Source organism: Pseudomonas sp. LBUM1669 (assembly GCF_059695705.1).
The window spans coordinates 1175703-1199843 of the sequence record NZ_CP166784.1 but is presented as its reverse complement, the minus strand read 5'-3'; the positions used below and the strand labels follow the sequence as shown (position 1 = coordinate 1199843).

Annotated in this window: 25 protein-coding genes; 10 read left to right on the top strand and 15 right to left on the bottom strand. The window is 60.1% G+C overall.

What is annotated here, in order from left to right:
• Nucleotides 1–33: 33 nt before the first annotated feature.
• The 7 genes from dsbC to ffh all read right to left on the bottom strand — a co-directional run bounded on the left by dsbC (nt 34) and on the right by ffh (nt 5646).
• Nucleotides 34–765, bottom strand: a complete 732-nt coding sequence (gene dsbC / locus ACA051_RS05325) for a bifunctional protein-disulfide isomerase/oxidoreductase DsbC (protein WP_219095835.1) — start codon at nt 763–765, stop codon at nt 34–36.
• 314 nt (nt 766–1079) lie between these two features.
• Nucleotides 1080–1976 (bottom strand): site-specific tyrosine recombinase XerD, encoded by an 897-nt coding sequence (gene xerD / locus ACA051_RS05320; protein ID WP_010462986.1) that lies wholly within the window; start codon nt 1974–1976, stop codon nt 1080–1082.
• A gap of 99 nt (nt 1977–2075) precedes the next feature.
• The gene (gene rplS / locus ACA051_RS05315) at nt 2076–2426 is read right to left on the bottom strand and encodes a 50S ribosomal protein L19 (protein ID WP_003175895.1); all 351 of its coding nucleotides are present in this window, start codon (nt 2424–2426) and stop codon (nt 2076–2078) included.
• 44 nt (nt 2427–2470) lie between these two features.
• On the bottom strand, nt 2471–3244 hold the full coding sequence (gene trmD, locus ACA051_RS05310) for a tRNA (guanosine(37)-N1)-methyltransferase TrmD (RefSeq protein ID WP_497308300.1): 774 nt from the start codon (nt 3242–3244) through the stop codon (nt 2471–2473).
• Entirely contained in the window at nt 3226–3762 is a 537-nt protein-coding gene (rimM, locus tag ACA051_RS05305) for a ribosome maturation factor RimM (RefSeq protein WP_497308298.1), read from the bottom strand. The genes trmD and rimM overlap by 19 nt, the downstream gene beginning before the upstream one ends.
• A 5-nt stretch (nt 3763–3767) precedes the next feature.
• Nucleotides 3768–4019 carry a 30S ribosomal protein S16 gene (gene rpsP / locus ACA051_RS05300; protein ID WP_010463010.1) on the bottom strand — a complete coding sequence of 84 codons (252 nt, stop codon included), beginning with the start codon at nt 4017–4019 and terminating at the stop codon, nt 3768–3770.
• 250 nt (nt 4020–4269) lie between these two features.
• Entirely contained in the window at nt 4270–5646 is a 1377-nt protein-coding gene (gene ffh / locus ACA051_RS05295; protein WP_497308296.1) for a signal recognition particle protein, read from the bottom strand.
• Nucleotides 5647–5856: 210 nt separating this feature from the next.
• Here ffh and ACA051_RS05290 point away from each other — a divergent pair, with 210 nt between their 5' ends.
• The 3 genes from ACA051_RS05290 (at nt 5857) to ACA051_RS05280 (ending at nt 9703) form a co-directional block, all read left to right on the top strand.
• Complete coding sequence (locus ACA051_RS05290) at nt 5857–6669, top strand: cytochrome C assembly family protein (RefSeq protein ID WP_497308294.1); 813 nt, start codon at nt 5857–5859, stop codon at nt 6667–6669.
• A 12-nt stretch (nt 6670–6681) separates the two neighbouring features.
• Nucleotides 6682–7914, top strand: a complete 1233-nt coding sequence (locus ACA051_RS05285) for a transporter associated domain-containing protein (RefSeq protein WP_497373775.1) — start codon at nt 6682–6684, stop codon at nt 7912–7914.
• A 472-nt stretch (nt 7915–8386) separates the two neighbouring features.
• Nucleotides 8387–9703, top strand: a complete 1317-nt coding sequence (locus ACA051_RS05280) for an MFS transporter (protein WP_497308290.1) — start codon at nt 8387–8389, stop codon at nt 9701–9703.
• Nucleotides 9704–9817: 114 nt separating this feature from the next.
• Here ACA051_RS05280 and purT read toward each other — a convergent pair whose 3' ends face one another.
• The 5 genes from purT to ACA051_RS05255 form a co-directional block, all read right to left on the bottom strand.
• Nucleotides 9818–10999: a formate-dependent phosphoribosylglycinamide formyltransferase gene (purT, locus tag ACA051_RS05275; protein ID WP_461957368.1), complete on the bottom strand. Its 1182-nt coding sequence runs from the start codon at nt 10997–10999 to the stop codon at nt 9818–9820.
• A gap of 99 nt (nt 11000–11098) precedes the next feature.
• A complete protein-coding gene (locus ACA051_RS05270; protein WP_497373773.1) occupies nt 11099–11566 on the bottom strand; it encodes a preQ0 transporter in 468 nt (155 codons plus the stop codon).
• A gap of 229 nt (nt 11567–11795) precedes the next feature.
• Entirely contained in the window at nt 11796–12011 is a 216-nt protein-coding gene (locus ACA051_RS05265; RefSeq protein ID WP_497308288.1) for a DUF1289 domain-containing protein, read from the bottom strand.
• Entirely contained in the window at nt 12008–12532 is a 525-nt protein-coding gene (locus ACA051_RS05260; protein ID WP_497308287.1) for a gamma carbonic anhydrase family protein, read from the bottom strand. Before ACA051_RS05260 ends, ACA051_RS05265 begins: the two co-directional genes overlap by 4 nt.
• A gap of 54 nt (nt 12533–12586) precedes the next feature.
• A complete protein-coding gene (locus tag ACA051_RS05255; protein ID WP_497308285.1) occupies nt 12587–13186 on the bottom strand; it encodes a CoA pyrophosphatase in 600 nt (199 codons plus the stop codon).
• Nucleotides 13187–13332: 146 nt separating this feature from the next.
• Here ACA051_RS05255 and ACA051_RS05250 point away from each other — a divergent pair, with 146 nt between their 5' ends.
• From ACA051_RS05250 to nagE, 7 genes are all read left to right on the top strand, one after another.
• The gene (locus ACA051_RS05250) at nt 13333–13884 is read left to right on the top strand and encodes an NUDIX hydrolase (protein ID WP_497308284.1); all 552 of its coding nucleotides are present in this window, start codon (nt 13333–13335) and stop codon (nt 13882–13884) included.
• 69 nt (nt 13885–13953) lie between these two features.
• Nucleotides 13954–14457, top strand: coding sequence for a L,D-transpeptidase family protein (locus ACA051_RS05245; protein ID WP_497373771.1), 504 nt, complete (start codon nt 13954–13956; stop codon nt 14455–14457).
• Nucleotides 14458–14921: 464 nt separating this feature from the next.
• Nucleotides 14922–15653, top strand: coding sequence for a GntR family transcriptional regulator (locus tag ACA051_RS05240; protein WP_010463034.1), 732 nt, complete (start codon nt 14922–14924; stop codon nt 15651–15653).
• 31 nt (nt 15654–15684) lie between these two features.
• Nucleotides 15685–16791, top strand: a complete 1107-nt coding sequence (nagA, locus tag ACA051_RS05235; protein WP_497308280.1) for an N-acetylglucosamine-6-phosphate deacetylase — start codon at nt 15685–15687, stop codon at nt 16789–16791.
• A complete protein-coding gene (locus ACA051_RS05230; protein WP_497310539.1) occupies nt 16784–17794 on the top strand; it encodes an SIS domain-containing protein in 1011 nt (336 codons plus the stop codon). The genes nagA and ACA051_RS05230 overlap by 8 nt, the downstream gene beginning before the upstream one ends.
• 148 nt (nt 17795–17942) lie before the next feature.
• A complete protein-coding gene (gene ptsP / locus ACA051_RS05225) occupies nt 17943–20459 on the top strand; it encodes a phosphoenolpyruvate--protein phosphotransferase (protein ID WP_497373769.1) in 2517 nt (838 codons plus the stop codon).
• A 46-nt stretch (nt 20460–20505) separates the two neighbouring features.
• On the top strand, nt 20506–22221 hold the full coding sequence (nagE, locus tag ACA051_RS05220) for an N-acetylglucosamine-specific PTS transporter subunit IIBC (protein ID WP_497308276.1): 1716 nt from the start codon (nt 20506–20508) through the stop codon (nt 22219–22221).
• 235 nt (nt 22222–22456) lie between these two features.
• Here the strand turns inward: nagE and ACA051_RS05215 are convergent, their stop codons facing one another.
• The 3 genes from ACA051_RS05215 to ACA051_RS05205 form a co-directional block, all read right to left on the bottom strand.
• Nucleotides 22457–22912, bottom strand: coding sequence for a hypothetical protein (locus ACA051_RS05215; RefSeq protein WP_497308274.1), 456 nt, complete (start codon nt 22910–22912; stop codon nt 22457–22459).
• 231 nt (nt 22913–23143) lie between these two features.
• Nucleotides 23144–23533: a hypothetical protein gene (locus ACA051_RS05210; RefSeq protein WP_497373767.1), complete on the bottom strand. Its 390-nt coding sequence runs from the start codon at nt 23531–23533 to the stop codon at nt 23144–23146.
• A gap of 296 nt (nt 23534–23829) precedes the next feature.
• Nucleotides 23830–24141 carry a YqfO family protein gene (locus ACA051_RS05205; protein ID WP_461957359.1) on the bottom strand — a complete coding sequence of 104 codons (312 nt, stop codon included), beginning with the start codon at nt 24139–24141 and terminating at the stop codon, nt 23830–23832.

Here is a 24141-nt window from a genome sequence, read left to right as displayed (position 1 = left end):
ATGATCGTCAAAGGCTGGCCGTGACGATGCGAATTATTTCGCGCCCAGCGCCAGTTTGGCGACTTGTGGCGCAGGCTGGTAGCCCGGAATGACCTGACCGTCAGCCAAAACGATGGCCGGTGTGCCGTTCACGCCGATCGACTGACCCAGTGCGAACTGCTTGGAAACCGGGTTATCGCATTTGGCGGCCTTGATTTCCTTGCCGTCGACCATTTTGTCCATGGCAGCTTTCTTGTCTTTCGAGCACCAGACCGCTTGCAGCTGTTCGTCACCCGGCGAGCCCAGGCCCTGGCGCGGGAACGCGACGTAACGCACTTCGATGCCGCGCTTGTTCAGCTCAGGCACTTCGGCGTGCAGTTTGTGGCAGTACGGGCAGGTAGTGTCGGTGAACACGGTGATGTGCGATTTGGTTTCGCCGATCGCCGGGTAGACCACGGTTTCTGCAACCGGGATGGCGTTGACCAGTTTGGACACGCCCAGGCGTTCGGTCTTCTCGGTCAGGTTGACCGGTTTGCCGTCCTTGAGCTGGAACAGGTAGCCCTGCACCACGTATTGGCCATCGGCGCTGGCGTAGAGCACGCGACTGCCTTGCAGTTTGACTTCGTACAGGCCCGGCAGCGGACTGGCGGAGATGCTTTCTACGGGTACTTCCAGCTGGAGGTTTTCCAGGCTTTTACGAATGGCTTTGTCGGCCGCGTCATCGGCGACGGCAAAGGTACTGACCAACGCAATGGCTGCGGCGGCGAAAATCTGGATCAGACGCATGAGAACTCCTGAAGGCGGACAAATGGGACGATCAGAACGCCCGTGCCGAAACACCGGGTCATAACCGCCCATCGTGCAAACCGGCAAAGCCTACCACATAAGCCCCCTGTGGCCGAATGCGCCTGACGCAACACACATAATGGTGCGTATCTGATAACACTTGTTGTGGCGAGGGAGCTTGCTCCCGCTCGACTGCGCAGCAGTCGTAAAACAGGCACCTCGATTTTCCTGATTAGCCGTGGTCCATGGTTTTGGGGTCGCTTCGCGCCCCAGCGGGAGCAAGCTTCCTCGCCACCGGTGATTTGTTCCATCCGTCAGCCGCGCGGATGGTGTTTGGCGTGCAAGTCCTGCAAGCGGGCGCGGGCGACATGGGTGTAGATCTGGGTGGTCGACAGGTCGCTGTGGCCAAGCAGCATTTGCACCACTCGCAAGTCGGCGCCGTGGTTGAGCAGGTGCGTGGCGAAAGCGTGACGCAAGGTGTGCGGCGACAGCGACTTGCCGATCCCGGCGACCTTGGCCTGGTGCTTGATGCGGTGCCAGAAGGTCTGGCGGGTCATCTGCTCGCCGCGCTGACTGGGGAACATGACATCGCTGGGACGTCCGCCAAGCAATTCTTGGCGACCATCACGCATATAACGCTCGACCCAGACAATCGCCTCCTCGCCCATCGGCACCAGCCGCTCCTTGCTGCCCTTGCCCATCACTCGCAGCACGCCTTGACGCAGGTTGACCTGTTCCAATGTCAGGCTGATCAGCTCCGTCACCCGCAAGCCGCACGCGTAAAGCACTTCGAGCATGGCGCGGTCACGTTGGCCGATGGCTTCGCTCAGGTCTGGCGCCTTGAGCAGCGCTTCTACGTCTGCCTCCGACAGAGACTTAGGCAGCGGCCTGCCCAGTTGGGGCATATCGACACGTAGGGTCGGATCGACGGCAATCAGCTTTTCACGCAGCAGATAACGATAAAAGCCACGCACACCGGAGAGAAATCGTGCCGTGGAACGGGGTTTGTAGTTTTGCTCCAGGCGCCAGGCCAAGTGATCGAGGATCAATTCGCGGCCAGCATTGATCAGTTCCAGGCCCTTTTCCTGCAACCAGCCATTGAACAAGGCCAGGTCGCTGCGATAGGCATCGCGGGTGTTATCGGAAAGACCTTTCTCCAACCACAGCGCGTCGAGGAATTGGTCTATCAATGGATGATCGATGGCGGGCATAAAGGCTCAGGCAAGACCGACAGTACGGTCAGGGAAGATAAATCGCAGGCAACAAAAAAGCAGCCCGTAGGCTGCTTTTTTCTGCATCGGAAGCTGGACTTAAGCCAGTTTTTCCTTGATGCGAGCTGCTTTACCGGACAGGTCACGCAGGTAGTACAGCTTGGCTTTACGTACGTCACCGCGACGTTTAACGGCCATGCTGTCGATTTGCGGGCTGTAGGTCTGGAAAGTACGCTCTACGCCAACACCGTTGGAGATTTTACGAACGGTGAAAGCACTGTTTACGCCGCGGTTACGCTTGGCGATAACAACACCTTCGAACGCTTGCAGACGCGAACGGTCGCCTTCCTTCACTTTCACCTGAACGACAATGGTGTCGCCCGGGGCAAAGGTAGGGATCTCTTTGGTCATCTGCTCTGCTTCGAGTGCAAGGATGATTTTGTTAGTCATGCTGTGCTCCTAAGGTAAATCGTCGATTTACCATCGATACGTTGTTAACTATCGTCCCGCTCGCGGATGTATTCCTCGAGCAGCTTCTTCTCTTCTCCAGAAAGCGAGCGGCTTTCCAGAAGATCGGCGCGTCGTTCAAAGGTCCTACCAAGGGACTGCTGTAAACGCCAACGCCGGATATGCGCGTGATTGCCACTTAGCAACACGTCGGGAACACGCTGATCCGCATACACCTCCGGTCGGGTGTAGTGCGGGCAATCCAGCAAACCATCCGTAAAGGAATCTTCCTCGGCGGAGTCCGCATGCCCTAAAGCTCCAGGCAGCAGTCGTGTAACCGCATCGATCAGGACCATCGCCGGCAGCTCGCCGCCAGACAGTACATAGTCGCCAATCGACCACTCTTCATCGACATGAGCCTCAATAAAACGCTCGTCAATGCCTTCATAGCGGCCGGCAATAAGGATCAATGCATCCAGATTCGCCAACTCGCGTACCGCCGACTGAGTCAGTTGACGGCCTTGGGGGGACAGGTAAATCACCTTCGCCGCCTCCCCGGCTGCTGCCTTGGCCTGAACCAGAGCATCTTCCAGGGGCTTGATCTTCATCACCATGCCCGGACCACCGCCAAATGGGCGATCATCCACAGTGTGATGTCGATCCGTCGTGTAGTCTCGCGGATTCCAACAGGTGAGCTGCAACAGCCCCTGTTTCACCGCACGACTGGTGATGCCGTACTCGCTGACGGCGGAAAACATCTCGGGAAACAAACTGATCACTTCTACGCGCAAGTTAGCCACGCTTAGAAGTCCGCATCCCATTCCACCTTCATCTCGCCTGCGGCAAGGTCGACGGCCAACACGCATTGCTCCGTATAGGGCAACAGGCGTTCGCGATCATCCAGGCTGCCAGCGCAAGGCTTGACCACCATTACATCATTGGCGCCGGTTTCCAGAAGATGATCGATTTCCCCAAGCAATTGCCCGAGTTGATCAATAACCTTCAGACCTTCCAGCTGGTACCAGTAGTACTCGCCGTCGGTCAATTCAGGGAACAGGTTGCGCGGCACACAGATCTCATAACCGGCCAGAAGACGAGCTTCTTCACGATCATCAAGACCCTTGAGCTTTGCGACCAGGAACTTGTCGTTCCCTCGTCCGCTGACCAGCTCGACCTGTTTCACATTGCCTTCGCGCTTGAGCGTCCAGGTTTTGTACTGCAACAGGTTTTCAGTCGGATCAGTAAAGGAATAAACCTTCACTTCGCCGCGAACGCCATGAACAGAATAAATCTTGCCGATAACGATCAAATCATCAGCAATGGCAGGCGTCGCGCTCATATTGCTCAGGCCGCAGCCTTAGATGCATCCTTCAACAACTGAGCAACACGCTCAGAAGGTTGTGCACCAACGCTCAGCCAGTAGGCTACGCGCTCTTGGTTCACGGACAGACGGACTTCTTGACCACGAGCAACAGGGTTGAAGAAACCAACCTGTTCCTTGTGCGAACCGTCGCGCGGGTTGCGGCTGTCGGTTACGGTCAAGTGGTAAAACGGGCGCTTTTTGGAGCCGCCAAGGGCAAGACGGATTGTTAGCATGTGAACATCGTTCCTGTAGTCGGTGCTGCAAATCTAAAGGCACAGCGGGCATAGGTGCCCGAAAGGCCGCATATTCTAAGGAATATCCGGACTTTTGCAAATGACTTTTTCCGGCGGCCTTCCGGTCGCCATCAAGATTTGCTATAGAGCCGTCGTTGAAAACGGCCAGTCAGCTCCCGCCAAGTGCGGGTTTGCTGGAGTTCCCACATTGCTGTGGTACTGCGCCGACATGACTGCCGGCGCGGATTCTTTACATCTTGGGCATGCCGCCGCCGGGCAACATACCGCCCATGCCGCGCATCATTTTGGCCATTCCGCCTTTTGCGGAGAATTTCTTCATCATCTTCTGCATCTGCTTGTGCTGCTTGATCAAGCGACCGATGTCCTGCACCTGAGTGCCGGAGCCCATGGCGATCCGGCGTTTGCGCGAACCGCTGATCAGCTCAGGGTCGCGGCGCTCGGCCGGGGTCATGGAATTGATGATGGCTTCCATCTGCTTGAACTGTTTCTCTGCCGCGCCCTGGGCGTTGCCCATTTGCGCCAGATTGACGCCGCCGATGTTCGGCAGTTTGTCCATGAGGCCGCCAAGGCCACCCATGTTCTTCATCTGTTGCAGCTGATCGCGGAAGTCTTCGAGATCGAAGCCCTTGCCCTTCTTCAGCTTCTTGGCCAGTTTGTCGGCCTTGTCCTTGTCGAGGGTCGCTTCCGCCTGTTCGATCAGACTGAGCACGTCGCCCATGCCGAGAATGCGCGAAGCGATCCGCTCGGGGTGGAACGGCTCGAGCGCGTCGCTCTTCTCGCCCATACCGATGAACTTGATCGGCTTGCCGGTGATGGCGCGCACCGACAGCGCGGCACCGCCACGGGCATCGCCGTCGACCTTGGTCAGGATCACACCCGTCAGCGGCAATGCATCGCCGAAGGCCTTGGCCGTGTTGGCGGCGTCCTGGCCAGTCATGGCGTCGACTACGAACAGGGTTTCGACCGGGTTGATCGCGGCGTGCAAGGCCTTGATCTCGCCCATCATCTCTTCGTCGATGTGCAGACGACCGGCGGTATCGACGATGACCACGTCGATGAATTTCAGTTTTGCTTCTTTAATAGCCGCTTGCGCGATGTCGACAGGCTTCTGGCTCAGGTCGGACGGGAAGAAGGTCACGCCGACTTCACCGGCGAGCATTTCCAGCTGCTTGATCGCCGCCGGACGGTAAACGTCCGCGGACACGACCATGACCGACTTCTTCTTGCGCTCTTTAAGGAAGCGCGCGAGTTTGCCGACGGTGGTGGTTTTACCCGCACCCTGCAAACCGGCCATCAGGACCACGGCCGGCGGAACGGCGCTCAGGTTCAGGTCTTCGTTGGCGGCGCCCATCAGGCTTTCGAGTTCGGCCTGGACGATCTTCACGAAGGCCTGGCCCGGCGTCAGGCTGCGAGACACCTCGGTGCCGACGGCGCGCTCCTTGACCGAATTGACGAAGTCTTTCACCACCGGCAAGGCGACGTCGGCTTCGAGCAACGCCATGCGCACTTCGCGCAGGGTGTCTTTGATGTTGTCCTCGGTCAGCTTGGCCTTGCCGGTGACATGGCGCAGCGTCTGCGAGAGACGGTCGGTTAAGTTTTCAAACATTGCGCGATCCTTTCAGGCCCTGTGTAGACCGGGATAATGGCGGCCCAGACCGGAATAAACATGAGCTCGGCGAGCCTGCGGCGTGGGCAGGTCGCGGATTATAGCGAAGACTGCGTCTGGCGGACACCTCGTCGTCAGGTTGCATGGTCTTTCGTGCTACAGGGGTTCTATGCCAAACTCAGCGCCTTTCGGGCTTGCCTAACAGGATTTATGCTCCCCTTGTCACCCAGTTTGCTGACTACCCTCGCCGCCGCCTGCTTATACGCCGCTGCGACCCTCTATCAAGGCTCTCGCCTGGCCACTGGTGCCAAGGCGAACAAGCGCCTGCTGGTCACGCTCGGCGTACTGGCCGTGCTGGCTCACAGCGCCAGCCTGTTCACCCACCTGCTGACCCCGATCGGCCTGGGCCTGGACTTTTTCAGCGCGGCCAGCCTGATTGCCGCGGCGGTCATCGCCCTGACCCTGCTGGCCTGTTCGCGGATCCCGGTGGAAAACTTGCTGATATTGCTGTTCCCGCTTGGCGCAGCCACGGTACTGCTGGCACAGTTCGCCCCCGCCGGCACGGTACAGGTCATCGACGAAGAACCGGGTATTCTTGCCCACATACTCTTGTCGATCCTTGCTTACGGCATGTTCACCATCGCCATGTTCCAGGCCTTGCTGCTGCTTGTGCAGGACCATCAACTCAAGCACAAACACCCGTCGGGCCTGATCAAGAACTTCCCGCCGCTGCAAACCATGGAAAGCTTGTTGTTTGGCTTCCTCTGGGCCGGCTGGACCCTGCTGTCGCTGTCGCTGATTTCCGGCTGGCTGTTCGTCGACAACCTGTTTGCCCAGCACCTGGTGCACAAAACCCTGCTGGCTTGCCTGGCCTGGATCGTCTTCAGCGTGCTGCTATGGGGCCGTAACCGCCTCGGCTGGCGCGGACACAAGGCCATTCGCTGGACCCTCGCCGGCTTCTGCCTGCTGATGCTGGCCTATTTCGGCAGTAAGCTGGTCCGTGAATACATCCTGCATATCTGACGGGCGGCATTAATGGACGACTTGCCCATAGGGCCGATGCTCGCGGTATTGGCCCTGCTGATCTTATGGTCGGGGCTGTTTACCGCCATCGAAACGGCACAACAGCACTTGCTGGCCCAGCGCACCGCCTCTCGCTCCAGCGACAAACCGGTGGCAAAGCTGAGCTTCCCGCTCAACAGCCTGATTTTCTGTAATACCTTGTGCCGGGCACTGGCGGTGGTCATCAGCACCTTGCTGGCGATCTTCATCTGGGCGGAAAACGGCCCATGGATTGCCTGCCTGGGCGCAGGGGTCGCGCTTCTGGTGTTCGCCGACTACCTGCCGCGCACCCTCGCCGTGCGCTATCCCGACGCAGTGCTGTCCCTGGGCAACACGCTGCTCGGCGCGCCACTGAAAATCATCTACCCGGCCGCCTGGCTGCTCAATGGCTTCACCCGGCTGCTGATGCGACCGTTTGCCCGCAAGGTCAAAGTGGTGCAACAAAGCGAAGACGAGAGCCCCAGCGAGCGCAAGGACGATCACGAAGCCGTCTGCCGCCCCCACCCGCTGTCGGGCATCCACGCGCTCGACAACATCACGGTCAACGACATTCTGGTGACGCGCAGTGAAGTCGACGGGATCAACCTCGACGACTCCCTCGCAGAGATCATCGAGCAACTGCGCAACAACAAGCGCACCCGCCTGCCAATGTTTCACAGCGACATCAACCAGGTCGAAGCGGTGCTCAACACCCGGCAGATCCGCCATTTGCTACCCGATGCGAGCCTGACCCTCGAAGCGCTGCTGGCCGCCAGCCACGAGCCGTACTTCGTGCCGGAAAGCACGCCGCTGCAATTGCAACTGCTTAATTTCCACAAACAGCAGCGGCGCCTGGGCATGGTGGTCGACGAGTACGGCGAAGTGCTCGGCATCGTGACCCTGGAAGACATTCTCGAAGAAATCGTCGGCGAATTCGAAAGTCAGCACAGCCTGGACAACCCGCACATCCACCCGCAGGCCGATGGGCGACTGATGATCGAAGGTGCGGCGTCGATTCGCGAATTGAACAAGAGCCTGGGCTGGCACCTACCAAGCGACGGCCCGAAAACCCTTAACGGCTTGGTGACCGAGGCGCTGGAGACCATTCCGGACAGTGCGGTGTGCCTGAAGATCGGGCGTTATCGGCTGGAAATTCTGGAGACGGAAGACAATCGTGTTACGCGCGTGCTGATCTGGCATACCAGCTCGGTTCCAGCCGTTATCTAAACCCTGACACCTGCCCTGGGGTGTGGGGTTTATCTGTGGCGAGGGGATTTATCCCCGTTCGGCTGCGAAGCAGTCGTCAACCAATTACATGCGGTTTGACTTTGAAGTGCTGGGGCCGCTTCGCAGCCCAACGGGGCGGTGAGACGTTTCGATAAATCCCCTCACCACAATTGCATTACCACCCCTTAGTCTTTGTTGTCTTTGCCAGCCTGTTCAATAGTGTCATCGCCAACCCAAGCCCCTTGTTTGATCGTTAGCCACCTTCCTATAATCGAACCCGCTTACCCAAGCCCCAGCCGAACCACGTGCTTACCCCGCACGCAGCAGGTTCCGGCCTGACCATCAACACTTTCCGCACTACACCGACGACTGTTCCTACCTTGAGCAGCGGCCGCGCCTCACTCCCACATCCCTGGGTGTTCGACCATAATAATTCGCTCCACTGGGGCACATGACTGTCAGGGATAACCGCATGACGACCAGCACGACTTATACCGAGACCACGCCCACCCAACCGACGAACTCCGCCACCCGAGTAGCCACGGCGAGCTTTATCGGCACCGCTATCGAGTTTTACGATTTCTACGTCTATGCCACAGCCGCTGCACTGGTGATCGGCCCGGTGTTCTTCCCGCAGACTTCCGGCACCGCCCAGATGCTCTCGGCATTCCTCACCTTTGGCATCGCCTTCCTTGCTCGCCCCTTGGGATCGGCGCTGTTCGGGCACTTCGGTGACCGCGTCGGGCGCAAATCGACGCTGGTCGCCTCGTTGCTGCTGATGGGCGTGTGCACCACGCTGATTGGCGTGTTGCCGGGTTATGACAGCATCGGGGCCTGGGCGCCGATCCTGCTCTGCGTGCTGCGGTTCGGCCAAGGCCTTGGGCTGGGTGGCGAATGGGGCGGTGCGGCGCTGCTGGCGACGGAGAATGCGCCCAAAGGCAAGCGCGCCTGGTTCGGCATGTTCCCGCAGCTCGGCCCTTCGATCGGCTTTCTGGCGGCTAACGGCCTGTTCCTGACGCTGGCCATGACCCTGAATGACGAGCAGTTCCGCTCGTGGGGCTGGCGGATTCCGTTCCTGCTCAGCGCCGCGCTGGTGATGGTGGGTCTGTATGTGCGCCTAAAACTCCACGAAACCCCGGTGTTTGCCAACGCCATGGCCCGCCAGGAGCGAGTGAAGATCCCGCTGGTCGAGCTGTTCAGCCAGTACTGGGCGCCGATGCTATTGGGCGCCGGGTCGATGGTGGTGTGCTACGCACTGTTCTACATCTCGACGGTTTTTTCGCTGAGTTATGGCGTATCGACACTCGGCTACAGCCGCGAAACCTTCCTCGGCCTGCTGTGCTTCGCCGTCCTGTTCATGGCGGCGGCAACACCGCTGTCAGCCTGGGCCAGTGATCGATACGGGCGCAAACCGGTGCTGATCATCGGCAGCGTGCTGGCGATCCTGTCGGGATTCTTGATGGAACCGCTGCTGACCCAAGGCTCGACGTGGGGCGTGGCGCTGTTCCTGTGCATCGAGCTGTTTCTGATGGGCGTGACGTTTGCACCGATGGGCGCGCTGCTGCCGGAGCTGTTTCCAACGCATGTTCGGTATACCGGCGCGTCGGCTGCCTACAACCTGGGCGGAATCGTCGGGGCCTCGGCGGCGCCGTTCTTCGCACAGAAACTAGTGGCGATGGGCGGTTTGAGTTATGTCGGCGGGTATGTGTCGGGGGCGGCAGTGCTGAGCTTGATTGCGGTGCTGTGCCTGAAGGAGACGCGGCATAACGATTTGAATCGGGTGGCCTGAAGCAGAAGCATCGCCAGCAGGCTGGCTCCCACATGGAAATTGGGTGTACACAAAATCTGTGACCAACCAATAACCCTGTGGGAGCTAGCCTGCTAGCGATAGGCGCACCTCGGTTTACAGCTCGACTACAACAGCCTGAGAAGCGCGGGTTGCCTTGGCACGAGCCGCTTCAATCGACTCATCCCGCGCCAACGCCACGCCCATCCGGCGCTGGCCATTGACCTCAGGCTTGCCAAACAGACGCAACGCCGTATCCGGTTCGCTCAACGCAGCCCCCAGGTTGGCGAAAGCGGTCTGGGTCGACTGCCCTTCTACCAGAATCACCGCCGAAGCCGATGGGCCGAACTGACGGATCAACGGAATCGGCAAACCCAGAATCGCCCGTGCGTGCAACGCGAACTGCGACAGGTCCTGGGAAATCAGGGTCACCAGACCGGTGTCATGCGGGCGCGGCGAGACTTCGCTGAACCACACCTGATCACCTTTGATGAACAGCTCGACGCCAAACAGGCCGCGACCGCCCAGGGCTTCGGTGACGGCTTTAGCAACGCGCTCGGATTCAGCCAGGGCAATCGGGCTCATGGCTTGTGGCTGCCAGGATTCCTGATAGTCGCCCTTCTCCTGACGGTGACCAACGGGCGCGCAGAAAGTAGTGCCGCCGACGTGACGCACGGTCAGCAAGGTGATTTCGTAGTCGAAGTCGATAAAGCCCTCGACGATCACGCGACCTTTACCCGCACGGCCGCCTTCTTGAGCGTAATCCCAAGCGGTTTTCACATCATCAGCGCTGCGCAGCAGGCTCTGGCCTTTGCCCGACGAACTCATCACTGGCTTGACCACGCACGGGAAGCCCAGGTCCTGGACGGCCTTGCTGTAGTCCTCGAAGGTGTCGGCGAAGTGGTACGGCGAGGTCGGCAGGTCCAACTCTTCGGCGGCCAGGCGACGGATGCCTTCGCGGTTCATGGTCAGCTGCGCGGCACGAGCGGTCGGGATCACGGTGAAGCCTTCGGCTTCCAGTTCCACGAGGGTCGCGGTGGCGATGGCTTCGATTTCCGGCACGATGAAGTGCGGCTTCTCGGCTTCGATAACGGCACGCAGGGCGGCGCCGTCGAGCATGTTGATTACGTGGCTGCGATGCGCGACTTGCATGGCCGGTGCGTTGGCGTAACGGTCGACGGCAATCACTTCAACGCCCAGGCGTTGCAGCTCGATCACCACTTCCTTGCCCAACTCACCACAGCCACACAGCAATACGCGGGTCGCGGTTGGCGACAATGGAGTTCCGATACGGGTCATCTCAGGTCCTCAAGAAGCGGATCATCGAGGGTCGCGGCGCCTGGCGCGCTTCCCATGGGGAGAAAGCGCGGCATTTTACATGAACCGCAGGGTTTGGCTTCAGCTGGCGACAGCCTGTTTGCGCAAGCGCCAGGCCATGATCAGCCACACGACCGTTACGCCGGCGAACTTCGAGCCCATGGCGGTAAGGATCACGGTCGGGGTGAAGGCATCGATCATGCCGAAGAAGATAAAGGTGTCGAGGGGAATGCTCAGGGCCGAACTTATCCACAGGCGATCGTGCAACGGGCGTTTGGTGATGCTGAACACCAGCCAGTCAATGCACTCGGACACCGCGAAGGCCGTGGCGCTGGCCAGCGCGATGGACGGATCGGAAGTGACATAGGACAGGACCAGCGCCGCCAGCATCGCCGCAATGGCGCCATGGCCGAAGCGGGTTTGCACCATATCGCGCAGGACAAACACCAACCCGCCCCAGGCCGACCAGATGATGTCCAGGTGCGGGGCGGTGGAAAAGGCGTAGTTGATCAGCACGACGCTGCTGATGTAGGCGATCAGGAAGAACATGGGGTGGCGGGATACCTGTCAATTTGGCGCACAGGGTACTTTATCTTGGGCTCACAATTAACCCTGTGGCGAGGGAGCTTGCTCCCGCTGGGGCGCGAAGCGGCCCTGAAATCAGGGGGCGCGGCGTGTCAGGTTGAATGTGTTTGTCAGCTATGGGCTGCTTCGCAACTCAGCGGGAGCAAGCTCCCTCGCCACAAAAAACCTCATCAGCCACAAAAGCTCACAAGGCTCAGGAATCGGATCTTGAAGGCAGCATCCAGATCAACCCACTCGACTTGGCCCGCTCATGACACAACCCCAACACCCTGCGGCGCTCTTCGTTGTCCATCCGGCTCCAGCGCGTGATCTCTTCGACCGTGCGCTGACACCCGGTGCAGATATCATCCTCGTCCAGCGCACAAATGCTCACACACGGCGATGAAACCGGTCGTTCGGTGGCGCTCATTCTTCCTGCTCGACCAGATCACGGGCATAACGCTGCGAATTGTGCACATAGTGCGCAGCGCTGGCCTCCAGCATCTTCTTTTGCGGCTCGGTCAGCTCACGCACCACCTTGCCAGGCGAACCCATAACCAGCGAGCCGTCGGGAATCTCCTTGCCCTCACCGATCAGCGAGTTGGCGCCGATGATGCAGTTCTTGCCGATTTTCGCGCCGTTGAGAATCACGGCATTGATACCGATCAGGCTGTAATCGCCCACGGTGCAGCCGTGAAGCATGGCGTTGTGGCCAATGGTCACGCCGGTGCCGATGGTCAGCGGGTAGCCCATGTCGGTGTGCATCACCGTGCCGTCCTGGACGTTGCTGTTCTTGCCGATCAGGATCAATTCGTTGTCGCCACGCAACACGGCGTTGAACCAGACGTTGGCGCCCTCTTCCAGTTTGACCTTGCCCACCAGCACGGCATTGGGTGCGATCCAGCTCTGCGGATGGGTGTCGACGCGGGCATCGCCCAGGCGATATTTCATCTTGTTTTCCTCAAGGCTCAGGCAGCCGCGATTCACGCCATACGAACGATGGCTTCAACTATTGATAAAGCTTTTGGGCGGATGGTGCAGACTGATGTCGGCGTCATAGAGCAGGTTGATCAGTTCAACGATCATGATCGCCGTCAGCCCCCAGATTTTGTACTCGCCGTAACGATAACTCGGCACGTACCAACTGCGCCCCTGGTAATCGATGCGGTGGGTGTGTTCCCGAGGGTCCTCACGGAAAAACTCCAGAGGCACGCTGAACACCGCTGCGATCTCGGCATCGTTGGCCAGGTACTCGACAAAATCCGGAATCACCCCGACATAAGGCGTGACCTTGATACCGTGCAGGGAGATCAGCGGGCTCAGCGGGCCAATCACTTCGACCAGCCCAGGCGGCAAGCCGATTTCTTCTTCGGCCTCCCGAAGCGCGGTGAAAATCAGGTCCGGGTCTTCGGGGTCGCGCCGACCGCCGGGAAAGGCGACTTCTCCGCCATGGGTCGAGAGCCCGCTGGCACGCAGGGTCAGAATCAGTTCCGGTTCGTCGCTGCGGGTGATGGGCACCAGCACTGCGGCTTCGGGGAAACGTCGATCGGTTTCCAGGGTACGCGGCGTGTGGTTGCTTACCCGGTGAAGTAGCTCGTCCAGCATGAGTCTTCTCGATTTGTTCTCTACCTCGCATCATGCACCAATCACACCGGCCGCCCAACCCCATAACCACTGCATGTCGCTAAACGACAACTTGCCGACAGACACCGCTGCACGCCAAGATAGGCGCAGCATTCAGGAACCCCAGCATGAAATTTTGCAGTCAGTGCGGCAACCCGGTCACCCAGCGCATCCCCGAAGGCGATTCGCGCCAGCGTTTTGTCTGTGACAGCTGTCAGGCGATTCACTATCAGAACCCCAACATTGTCGCCGGCTGCGTGGCGACCTGGGGCTCGAAAGTGTTGCTGTGCCGGCGCGCCATCGAGCCTCGGCTCGGTTACTGGACCCTGCCCGCCGGTTTCATGGAAAACGGTGAAACCATCGAGCAGGCGGCGATTCGCGAGACCGCCGAGGAAGCCTGCGCGCGGGTGCGCAACCTGAACATCTATACGTTGATCGACGTGCCGCACATCAGTCAGGTGCATGTATTCTTTCGCGCGGAGCTGGTGGACCTGGATTTTTCCGCCGGCCCCGAGAGCCTGGAAGTGCAGCTTTTCGACGAAGCCGACATCCCGTGGTCCGAGTTGGCTTTCCGCACGGTGGGCCGTACCTTAGAATGCTTCTTCGCTGACCGGCGGACCGGGGTATACCCCGTGCGGTCCGAGTCGATCCCGCCGCTTGTCCAGCCTGCCATCACCTAAAAGCTCCTGGCTCCAAAATCACCTATAACTAACTAAATAGTCGCGACACCTTTCAGGGATATCGTTTCAATGCGCTGGTTGCTTGCCGTGTTTTGCTTGTCGTTCGTCGCTATGTCACAGGCTTCCGTTGCGGAAACCCTGAACGGCAAAGTCATCGAAAAAGTTCTGGTGCTCAAATCCGCCCATCAATTGCAATTGATCAATGACGGCAAGCCGCTCAAGACCTATCGCATATCCCTGGGCAAACGGCCCAAGGGGCCGAAACTGATGGAAGGCGACAAGCGCACGCCTGAAGGTTTCTACTGGCTGGACTGGCGCAAGGTCAGCGATAAATTCAATTTGTCGATGCACATCTCCTACCCGAACATCAGCGACTCTGCCCGTGCCCGGCGCGAAGGCGTCGAGCCTGGCAGCATGATCATGATCCATGGCACACCGGACACCGAAGAAACCCCGGAAGAACTGTTCCACACCCTGGACTGGACCGACGGCTGCATTGCCATGCGCAACATGGACATGCGTGAGGTTTGGGGCCTGGTGCCGGATGGCACGATGATCGAGATTCGGCCGTAATCCCGTAATCCCGTTACCTGTGGCGAGGGAGCTTGCTCCCGCTGGGCTGCGAAGCAGCCCCAAGTTCGGCCTGACACCGCATTCTCCGATTTCAGGGCCGCTTCGCGGCCCAGCGGGAGCAAGCTCCCTCGCCACACAAAGCCACCTGCTGCTATCCAGCTACGTGTCTGACCGCTACCTTCGGTCGCTCCTCGAAAAATAAATTCAAAAGATCGCAGCCTGCGGTAATGACTGCCGGGAAGATACCAATCCTCCCGGCAAGCGTTACCGCAGGCTGCGATCTTTGCGTTCAAAACCTCCACCTCTAATACCACTTAATACCAAACCCTAACCCCACCACCCAACAGGGCAGGCTTTCCGACGCCAACAGCAAAGTACTGGCATTGACATGGTATTCAAGTGGTATTAATTTTCGGCCATTCGCGGAACACAACACTCCAATATCCGCATCGGACATCCCTGACATGAATGACCTCCAGGCCCTACGCCCTGACGACACCCAGCCCACGCCGCTGTACCTGCAACTGGCGCGCAATCTGGAAGCGGCGATCCATGCCGGCCAGTGGAAAGCGGAGCAGGCCATGCCCTCGGAGCGCAACCTCAGCGAGCTGCTGGGCATCTCCCGCGTCACCGCCCGCAAGGCACTGGAAGTCTTGTTCGAACAAGGCCTGATCCGCCGCAACCAGGGTTCCGGCACGTTCATTACGCCGCGCCTGGAACAACCGCTGTCGCGCCTCTCGGGTTTCAGTGAGATGTTGCGCCTCAAGGGCTTCGTTCCCGGCTCGCAATGGCTGGAACGGGAAATCACCCCGCCGACCCACGAAGAACTGATCCGTCTCGGCCTCTCGCCCAACGACAAAGTCGCGCGGCTCAAACGCCTGCGCAAAGCCGACGACACGGTGATGGCGATCGAGATGAGCACCCTGCCCGCCTCGATCATCCCCAAGCCGCAAGCGGTGGGCGATTCCCTCTACGAATACCTCGACGGCATCGGCAAACCGATCGTCCGCGCGTTGCAGCACATCCAGGCGATCAACGCCTCGGACGAATTCGCCGCCCTCGTCGGTATCGCCCCCGGCACCGCCATGCTGCTGATGACCCGGGTCGGCTACCTGGAAGACAACACACCGATCGAAGTCACCGACACCTACTGCCGCAACGACTACTACGACTTTGTCGCAGAGCTTCGTCGATAACCCGCTTCGCCGCTAAAACCGAGAACAGATCATGTCCGAAGACAACATCCTCACCGCCCACGGCTGGGTTCGCGGCCGGCTGATTCACGAACACGGCAAGGTCGTGTCCATCGAAGGCGTGCCGTGCGATCCGGCCGACAACGACTTGCCCTACCTGCTGCCCGGCTTCATCGACCTGCACGTTCACGGCGGCGGTGGCAAAGACATTATGGAAGGTGCTCCGGCCTTCGAAACCATCACCAAAACCCACGTGCGTTTCGGCACAACCTCGCTGCTGGCAACCACCATGACCGCGCCGCCGGAGGAGATTTCCAGCGTGCTCAAAGCCGTCGGCGAGTTCTGCGAGCAGCGGCCAACAGGCTGCGCCCGGGTCCTCGGCGTGCACCTGGAAGGCCCGTACATCAACCCCGGCAAACTCGGTGCCCAGCCGAACTTCGCCCACACCGCGCTGATGGCCGAAGTCGAGGACTACCTGGCGCTGGCACCGATCCGGGTGATCACCATCGCCCCGGAAATCGCCGGCCACGATGCCTTGATCCGCACCCTCAGCGAGCGCGGCATCCGCATGCAGATCGGCCACACCCTCGGCAGTTACGAGGAAGGCGTCGCCGCGCTGGCGGCGGGTGCCAGCAGTTTCACTCACCTCTATAACGCCATGAGCCCGCTGCATCATCGCGAGCCGGGCATCGTCGGTGCGGCGCTGGCCCACGCCAAATACGCGGAGCTGATCCCGGATTTGCTGCACGTGCATCCCGGCGCCATGCGGGTGGCCCTGCGGGCGATCCCATGCCTGTATTGCGTCACCGATTCCACCGCCGCCGCCGGCATGCCGGACGGTGAATACAAGCTCGGCAGCCACACCGTGACCAAATGCCTGGGCGGCGTGCGCTTGCCCGACGGCACGCTGGCCGGCAGCACGCTGACCATGGATCAGGCGCTGCGCAATCTGGTGAAGATCGGTTTGCCGATCGCCGAGGCGTCGCAACGTCTTTCGCAATTTCCCGCCGACTACCTCGGACTCGAAGAACGCGGCCGCCTGCAACCTGGCAGCTGGGCCGACTGCGTGCGGCTGGATCGCTCACTCACACTCACCGCCGTCATGGTCGAAGGAGAAGACATTGACTTCAAAAATGCTTGAAGAGGCGCTGTCCTCGTTCGAGGCCGTGCAAGCCCAACTGCAGCAACTCGACCCGCAGATGATCGAGATCGCCGGACGCCTGCGCCGTCAGCCGCCGCAAGTCGTGATGACCGTCGCCCGCGGCAGTTCAGACCACGCCGCCAGTTACTTCGCCTACCTGACCATGCAGCAACTGGGCTTCCCGGTGGCGTCGCTGCCGATGTCGGTGGTGACCATGCTGCAAGCACCGCTGAAGGTCAGCGGCCAGGTGGCGTTTGCGTTTTCGCAGTCGGGGCAAAGTCCGGACCTGGTGAACAGCCTGCGCCTGTTACGCAAACGCGGTGCACTGAGCATTGCCATGGTCAACGCCGAAAGTTCGCCGCTGGAGGCCGCGTGTGAATTCAGCCTGCCGCTGTGCGCGGGTACAGAAACCAGCGTCGCCGCCACCAAGAGTTTTATCGCCACCCTCAGCGCCAGCGCCCGTCTGATCGCCCACTGGAAAGAAGACGTGGAATTGCTCGAAGCCGGCAATGCCTTACCGGAAGGTCTGCGCGAAGCGGCGCAACAGGATTGGAGCCTGGCCATCGACGCCCTGCGCGATTGCCAACGCTTGATGGTGATCGGCCGTGGCGCCGGTTTTGCCATCGCTCAGGAAGCAGCCCTGAAGTTCAAGGAAACCTCGGCGATTCAGGCCGAGGCCTTCAGCAGCGCCGAAGTCCGTCACGGCCCGATGGCGTTGATCGATGAAAACTACCCTCTGCTGATCTTCGCCCCACGGGGTGCCGAGCAGGCCGGTTTGCTGAGCCTTGCCGCGGACATGCGCCAGCGTGGTGCCCGCGTTCTGCTGGCGGCACCGGATGACATTGCCGAACGTGACCTCACGCTGACCCGCGCCGAACACCCGGCCCTTGATCCGATTCTGGCAATCCAGAGTTTCTACGTCATGGCCGCTGGTTTGGCCGTGGCCCGTGGCATGGACCCGGACCAGCCGCGGCACCTCAGCAAAGTCACACGAACCCACTGAGCTGAATAGCCCCCCCCGTAGCAGCTGTCGAGTGAAACGAGGCTGCGATCTTTTCAACGCAGAATCAAAAGATCGCAGCCTCGTTTCACTCGACAGCTGCTACAGGCGAGCTGATCCGAACCGCCGTTTTTACTGATGAGACCGAGCCATGCATAACAACAATAAAGAGCTGACCCTCAGCGCCCCGCTCAGCGGCCCGGTGCTCACGCTCGCCAAAGTCCCGGACCCGGTGTTCGCCAGCGGCGCGATGGGCGACGGGATCGCCATCGATCCACTGAACGACACCCTTCACGCCCCCTGCGCCGGCGTCGTGGTGCATGTCGCCCGCAGCGGTCACGCCGTCACCTTGCGTGCCGACAACGGTGCCGAATTGCTCCTGCACCTGGGCCTAGATACCGTCGAGTTGCAGGGCGAAGGCTTCTCGATGCTGGTCAAGGAAGGCGCCCGCGTCAGCAACGGCCAGCCGCTGTTGCGCTTCGACCTGGACAAGGTCGCGCAGCAGTGCAAAAGCCTGGTCAGCCTGATGATCCTGACCAACAGCCAGGCGTTTCAGGCGCGGCCCATCACGTTGAAATCGGTGAAGGTCGGCGACCCGCTGCTGCACATCATTCGTCGAGCGGCGCCGGGCGCCCAGGCAGAGGTGGACCTTTCGGGTGAAGCGCATTTCGGCCATGTGCGCATCGCTCATCGTGGCGGTCTGCACGCTCGCCCGGCCGCGCTGATTCGTCAGACCGCGCAAGGGTTCAAGAGCAAATCGCAGCTGCATTTCGCCGGAAAATCGGCGACCTGCGACAGCTTGATCGGGCTGATGAGCCTGGCCGTCGGCGAGCAGGATGAAGTTCAGGTCAGCTGCCAGGGCCCGGATGCCGAAGCGGCGCTGCAAGCGTTGCTGATCGCCTTGTCCACCGCGTTGGCCGAAGACAGCCATGCCGCTGCGCCTGCGCCCATCACCCGACGCACTCGGACTGCCGAAGCCGGCGTACTGCACGGTGTTTGCGCAGCGCCCGGTCTGGTCGGAGGGTCGTTGTTTCGCTTGAACGCCATCAGCCTGCCGGTGGATGCCGGCCGCCACGATCCCGTGCAACAATTGCACGCACTCGATACCGCGCTGACCGTCGTGCGCGGCGAAATCGACCACACCCTGGCCCAGGCGAGGAAGCACAAAAGCACTGACGAAGAAGCGATCTTCACCGCGCACCTCGCCTTGCTCGAAGACCCGGCGCTGCTGGACGCGGCCAACGTTTCCATCAATCAAGGCATGGCCGCGACGCACGCCTGGAGCCAATCGATCGACGTGCAGTGCGACGTCCTTCAACAACTCGGCAGCGCGTTGCTGGCCGAACGCGCCAACGATCTGCGCGACCTCAAGCAACGGGTGCTGCGCGCCTTGCTCGGCGAAGCCTGGCATTACGACGTGCCGGCCGGCGCCATCGTCGCCGCCCATGAACTGACGCCCTCGGACTTGCTGCAACTGAGCCAGCAAGGGGTCGCCGGGTTGTGCATGGCTGAGGGCGGCGCGACTTCCCACGTGGCGATTCTGGCGCGGGGTAAAGGCTTGCCTTGCCTGGTTGCACTGGGTTCGGCGCTGCTGGACCAGGCGCAAGGCCAGGCGGTGGTGCTGGATGCTGATGGCGGTCGTCTCGAATGGGCGCCGACGGCTGAACGCCTGGCCGACGTGCATCAGGCGCAACGTGATCATCAGCAACGCCGTGCGCTTCAACAATCACAGGCTCATACCCCGGCACTGACCCTCGATGGCGTGCACATCGACGTCGCCGCCAATGTCGCGTCCAGCGCAGAGGCGGAAGACGCGATGGCCAATGGCGCCGATGGCGTCGGCCTGCTGCGCACCGAGTTTCTGTTTGTCGACCGCAACACCGCACCGGACGAACAGGAACAACGCCTCGCCTATCAAGCGGTGCTCGACGCCATGGGCGACAAGTCGGTGATCATCCGCACCATCGATGTCGGCGGCGACAAGCAACTCGACTACCTGCCGTTGCCAGTCGAAGCCAATCCGGTGCTCGGCTTGCGCGGCATTCGCCTGGCTCAGGTGCGGCCGGAATTGCTCGATCAGCAACTGCGCGCGTTGTTGCACGTCAGCCCGCTGTCACGCTGCCGGATCCTGTTGCCGATGGTGACCGAGGTCGATGAGTTGCTGCACATCCGCCAGCGCCTCGATGCGTTGTGCCTTGAACTCGGGGTAAATGAACGCCCGGAGCTGGGGGTGATGATCGAAGTCCCGGCCGCCGCGCTGCTGGCCGAGCAACTGGCCGAACACGCGGATTTCCTGTCCATCGGCACCAACGATTTATCGCAATACACCCTGGCGATGGACCGCGACCACGCCGGCCTCGCCTCGCGAGTCGACGCCATGCACCCGGCCCTGCTGCGGCTGATTGCCCAGACCTGCGCCGGTGCGGCAGTGCATAACCGTTGGGTTGGCGTTTGCGGCGCACTGGCCTCCGACCCGCTGGCCACGCCGGTCCTGATCGGCCTGGGCGTCAGCGAGCTTTCGGTCAGCCCGGTGCAGATCGGCGAAATCAAGGACCGCGTGCGCCACCTCGACACGGCCGAATGCCGACGCATCAGCCGCGACCTGCTCAAGCTGAGCAGCGCCAGCGCGGTGCGTCACGCCTGTCACCAGCAATGGCCTCTGAGCTGAACAACGACAACAACTCTCAAACAAAAAGAGCACAGGGAGAACCGCCATGTACCACTACTTCATCGAAGGCCTGCAGCGCCTCGGTCGCGCATTGATGCTGCCGATCGCGATCCTGCCGATTGCCGGCCTGTTGCTGCGTCTGGGCGACACCGACCTGCTGAACATCGCGATCATCCACGACGCCGGCCAGGTGATCTTCGCCAACCTGGCAATGATCTTCGCCATCGGCATCGCGGTCGGTTTCGCCAAGGACAACAACGGCACAGCAGGCCTCGCCGGGGTGATTGGCTACCTGGTGATGATCTCCACGCTCAAGGTGCTGGATGCGAGCATCAACATGGGCATGCTCGCCGGGATCGTCAGCGGCTTGATGGCCGGCGCGCTGTACAACCGATTCAAGGACATCAAACTGCCAGAGTACCTGGCGTTCTTTGGCGGCCGGCGCTTCGTGCCGATCGTTACCGGGTTCGCCGCCGTCGGTTTGGGTGTGATCTTCGGTTTGATCTGGCCGCCAATCCAACACGGCATCAACGGCTTCGGCACATTGATGATGGAGAGCGGCAGCATCGGCGCCTTCGTGTTCGGTGTGTTCAACCGCCTGCTGATCGTCACCGGCCTGCACCACATCCTCAACAACATGGCGTGGTTCGTCTTCGGCAACTTCACCGACCCGACCACGGGCGCCATGGTCACGGGCGACCTGTCGCGCTACTTCGCCGGTGACCCGAAGGGCGGCCAGTTCATGACCGGCATGTTCCCGGTGATGATCTTCGGACTGCCCGCCGCCTGCCTGGCGATGTACCGCAACGCCCTGCCGGAACGCCGCAAGGTCATGGGCGGGATCTTCCTGTCGATGGCGCTGACCTCATTTCTGACCGGCGTCACCGAGCCCATCGAATTTGCGTTCATGTTCCTCGCACCGTTCCTCTTTTTGCTCCATGCGCTGCTGACGGGTCTGTCGATGGCGATCACCAATGCGCTGAACATCCACCTGGGTTTCACCTTCTCCGGCGGCTTCATCGACATGGTGCTCGGCTGGGGCGAATCCACCAACGGCTGGCGGGTGGTGCCGGTGGGGTTGGCGTATGCGGTGATCTACTACGCGGTGTTTGATTTCTGCATTCGCCGCTTCAACCTCAAGACGCCAGGGCGTGAAGAGGTGCCGGCGGGCGAAAAGGTTGTGGTCACCGAGAATGAACGCGCCGGGGCGTACATCAAGGCGCTGGGTGGGGCGCAGAATCTGATTACCGTGGGCGCGTGTACCACTCGGTTGCGGCTGGACATGGTGGATCGCAACAAGGCCAACGATGCGCAATTAAAAGCACTGGGGGCGATGGCGGTCGTGCGTCCTGGCAAGGGTGGGAGCCTGCAAGTGGTGGTCGGGCCGATGGCGGACAGCATTGCTGATGAGATTCGCTTGGCGATGCCGGCGTTGGGTCGCGCGCTTGTTTCCTCCCCTCCCGCGGTTATCGATGCACCGAAACCTGTGGCAGTGGCGAACTCAGAAGCGCAGCGATGGCTGGATGCCTTGGGCGGCGGGGACAATCTGTTGCAGATGGATTGCGTGGCCATGACCCGGATTCGACTGCAACTGGCGGATGGCAAGGCGTTGTCGGAAAGTGATTTGAAGGCGCTGGGTTGTCAGGGTGTCAGCCAGCTTGAAGGGGGTGTCTGGCACCTGGTGATTGGCGATAAGGCGCCGAGTTTAAGCGGAGCGCTGGAGGCGTTGGTTAATCGTAGCGAGGTGAGTGCCAAGGTTTGAAACCTACACAATCCTGTAGTGAGGGAGCTTGCTCCCGCTCGACTGCGAAGCAGTCGTCATCCGGTTTGATGGGGTTTACCTGAGAGAACGAGGTGGCTGATTCAGGGCCGCTTCGCAGCCCAACGGGAGCAAGCTCCCTCGCCACAATGGTTCGGTGTATTTAGATCCATTGTGGTAGCGAGGCTTGCCCGCGAAGAGGTCCTGACAAACACAGAAAAGTTCAAGGCACATAAGCTCAAACAGACGTTGCGTGTTGCTCAACTTCGTAATGTCGAGTCTGGAAAGGCATCAGCGTCTGAGCCTTCAGACCCAGCCCCTCATTCAGGCCCCAAGAATCCGCGAGTTCATCGCGACGTTTGCGAAGCGGAACAGTAGCTACCTGCGACTTCACTTCAAGTCTGGATGTCGAGCGTGAAAAAAGCTTAAGAGCGTCGAAGGTTTCCAATACACGGCTATCAGAAACACATGCAAAGCGCGTGAACCGCTCGAGCAAATAACCTGCGCGGCGAACTTCGAGCTCGTCAGCGTGAAGACTCAGGAAGGCTTCGACTTCACTCATAAGGTCTTCCTTCGAATACCAGACAACTTTGGCTGCGCACACCAGCGCAGCGTCATCTGCTTGATTCAAAGGTTTTTTGACCAAGGTGTCCAACGCGGATGAGAGGACGTGGCCGCTATGGGGCGTCGCCATCTGTAGTCTCCAGGTAATCTTGCAAAATACTGGTGAGAACTGAGGTCGGTGGCTCTTTGTTGCCAACATATACATCAATTGCCTGCAATGCCAGACGACGAAGTTCAGTGGTCAGTATGAAACCCGCCCGAAGCAGCGCCATGATGTCGCCAATATCCTGGTCTGTCGCTCTACCCAGTTTGGATATTGCGATGTCGACAGGAGCAGCAATATGGACATGCAGCGGTGACTCTACGGAGAAATCTGCAAGGGGGGACTGCGTTCCCAGTAGTCTTCATGAATGGGACCGAAGCTGGTGTTGTATTGAAGGTCGTAGTTCAGCTCCATCAACCGACCGGATTGTTCATCAACAAATTGTTCAGGCACCTCTGCGAGCAAGCTCTGCAGGTGAAGACCCGGTGGGAGTTTTGCATAGTAAATCTCAGCGTCAACATCAGTTGACACACGGTGATGAGTGTAGAGGTGAACGGCGCACCCTCCGAACACAATAACCTTGACCGCCCCTGGCTCTGCGCGCTCTCCGACCAGTTCCAATTCGACGGATTTGAACATCAAAATTAGCGCCTGCCCAAGCGCGGTGTTCGAGTTAACCCTGGGAGCAATTGCGTCCGGCAATTCCATCTTTGAACCTCAAGTGGATTGAAGTGTTTGTGATGGACATAGGCTGGACTTGGCACTTCCGACGGACAACCTGAAAGGGTTGTCGGATATTTCCTCGAGCGATGTAGCCGTTACCGTAAGAATAGGTATGAATACCTTGACTAAAATAGGCGGCTATCAGGCAGCCATCGCAGCGATGCGGCGACCCGACAAGCCAGCTCCCACAGCATTGGTCTCCATACATTCATCATATCGCAGGCAACAAAAAACCCGCTGAACGCTAATTCAGCGGGTTTCTCATTTCAGCAGCCGGAAGATCAGAAATCCTCCAACCGCCACACTTCATAAGCCGGCGTCTCATAGGGATGGCTGAGTTTCAGCGCGGCCACCACGGCCACGATCAACTCATCCGCCACCACCAACTCAACCTTCCATTCCTCGACCTGCTCGACCTGTCCCGCTTCACCAATGAACGGCTGACTGCCATCCAAAGGCCGAAACTGGCCCAACCCAAGCACTTGCCACGCGCAGTGATCATAAGCACCGATCCGCCCGCCACCGGCAGCGAACACAGCGCTCTTGACCACCTCGACATGACTGGCCGGAACAAAAAAGCTGAGCTTATACAC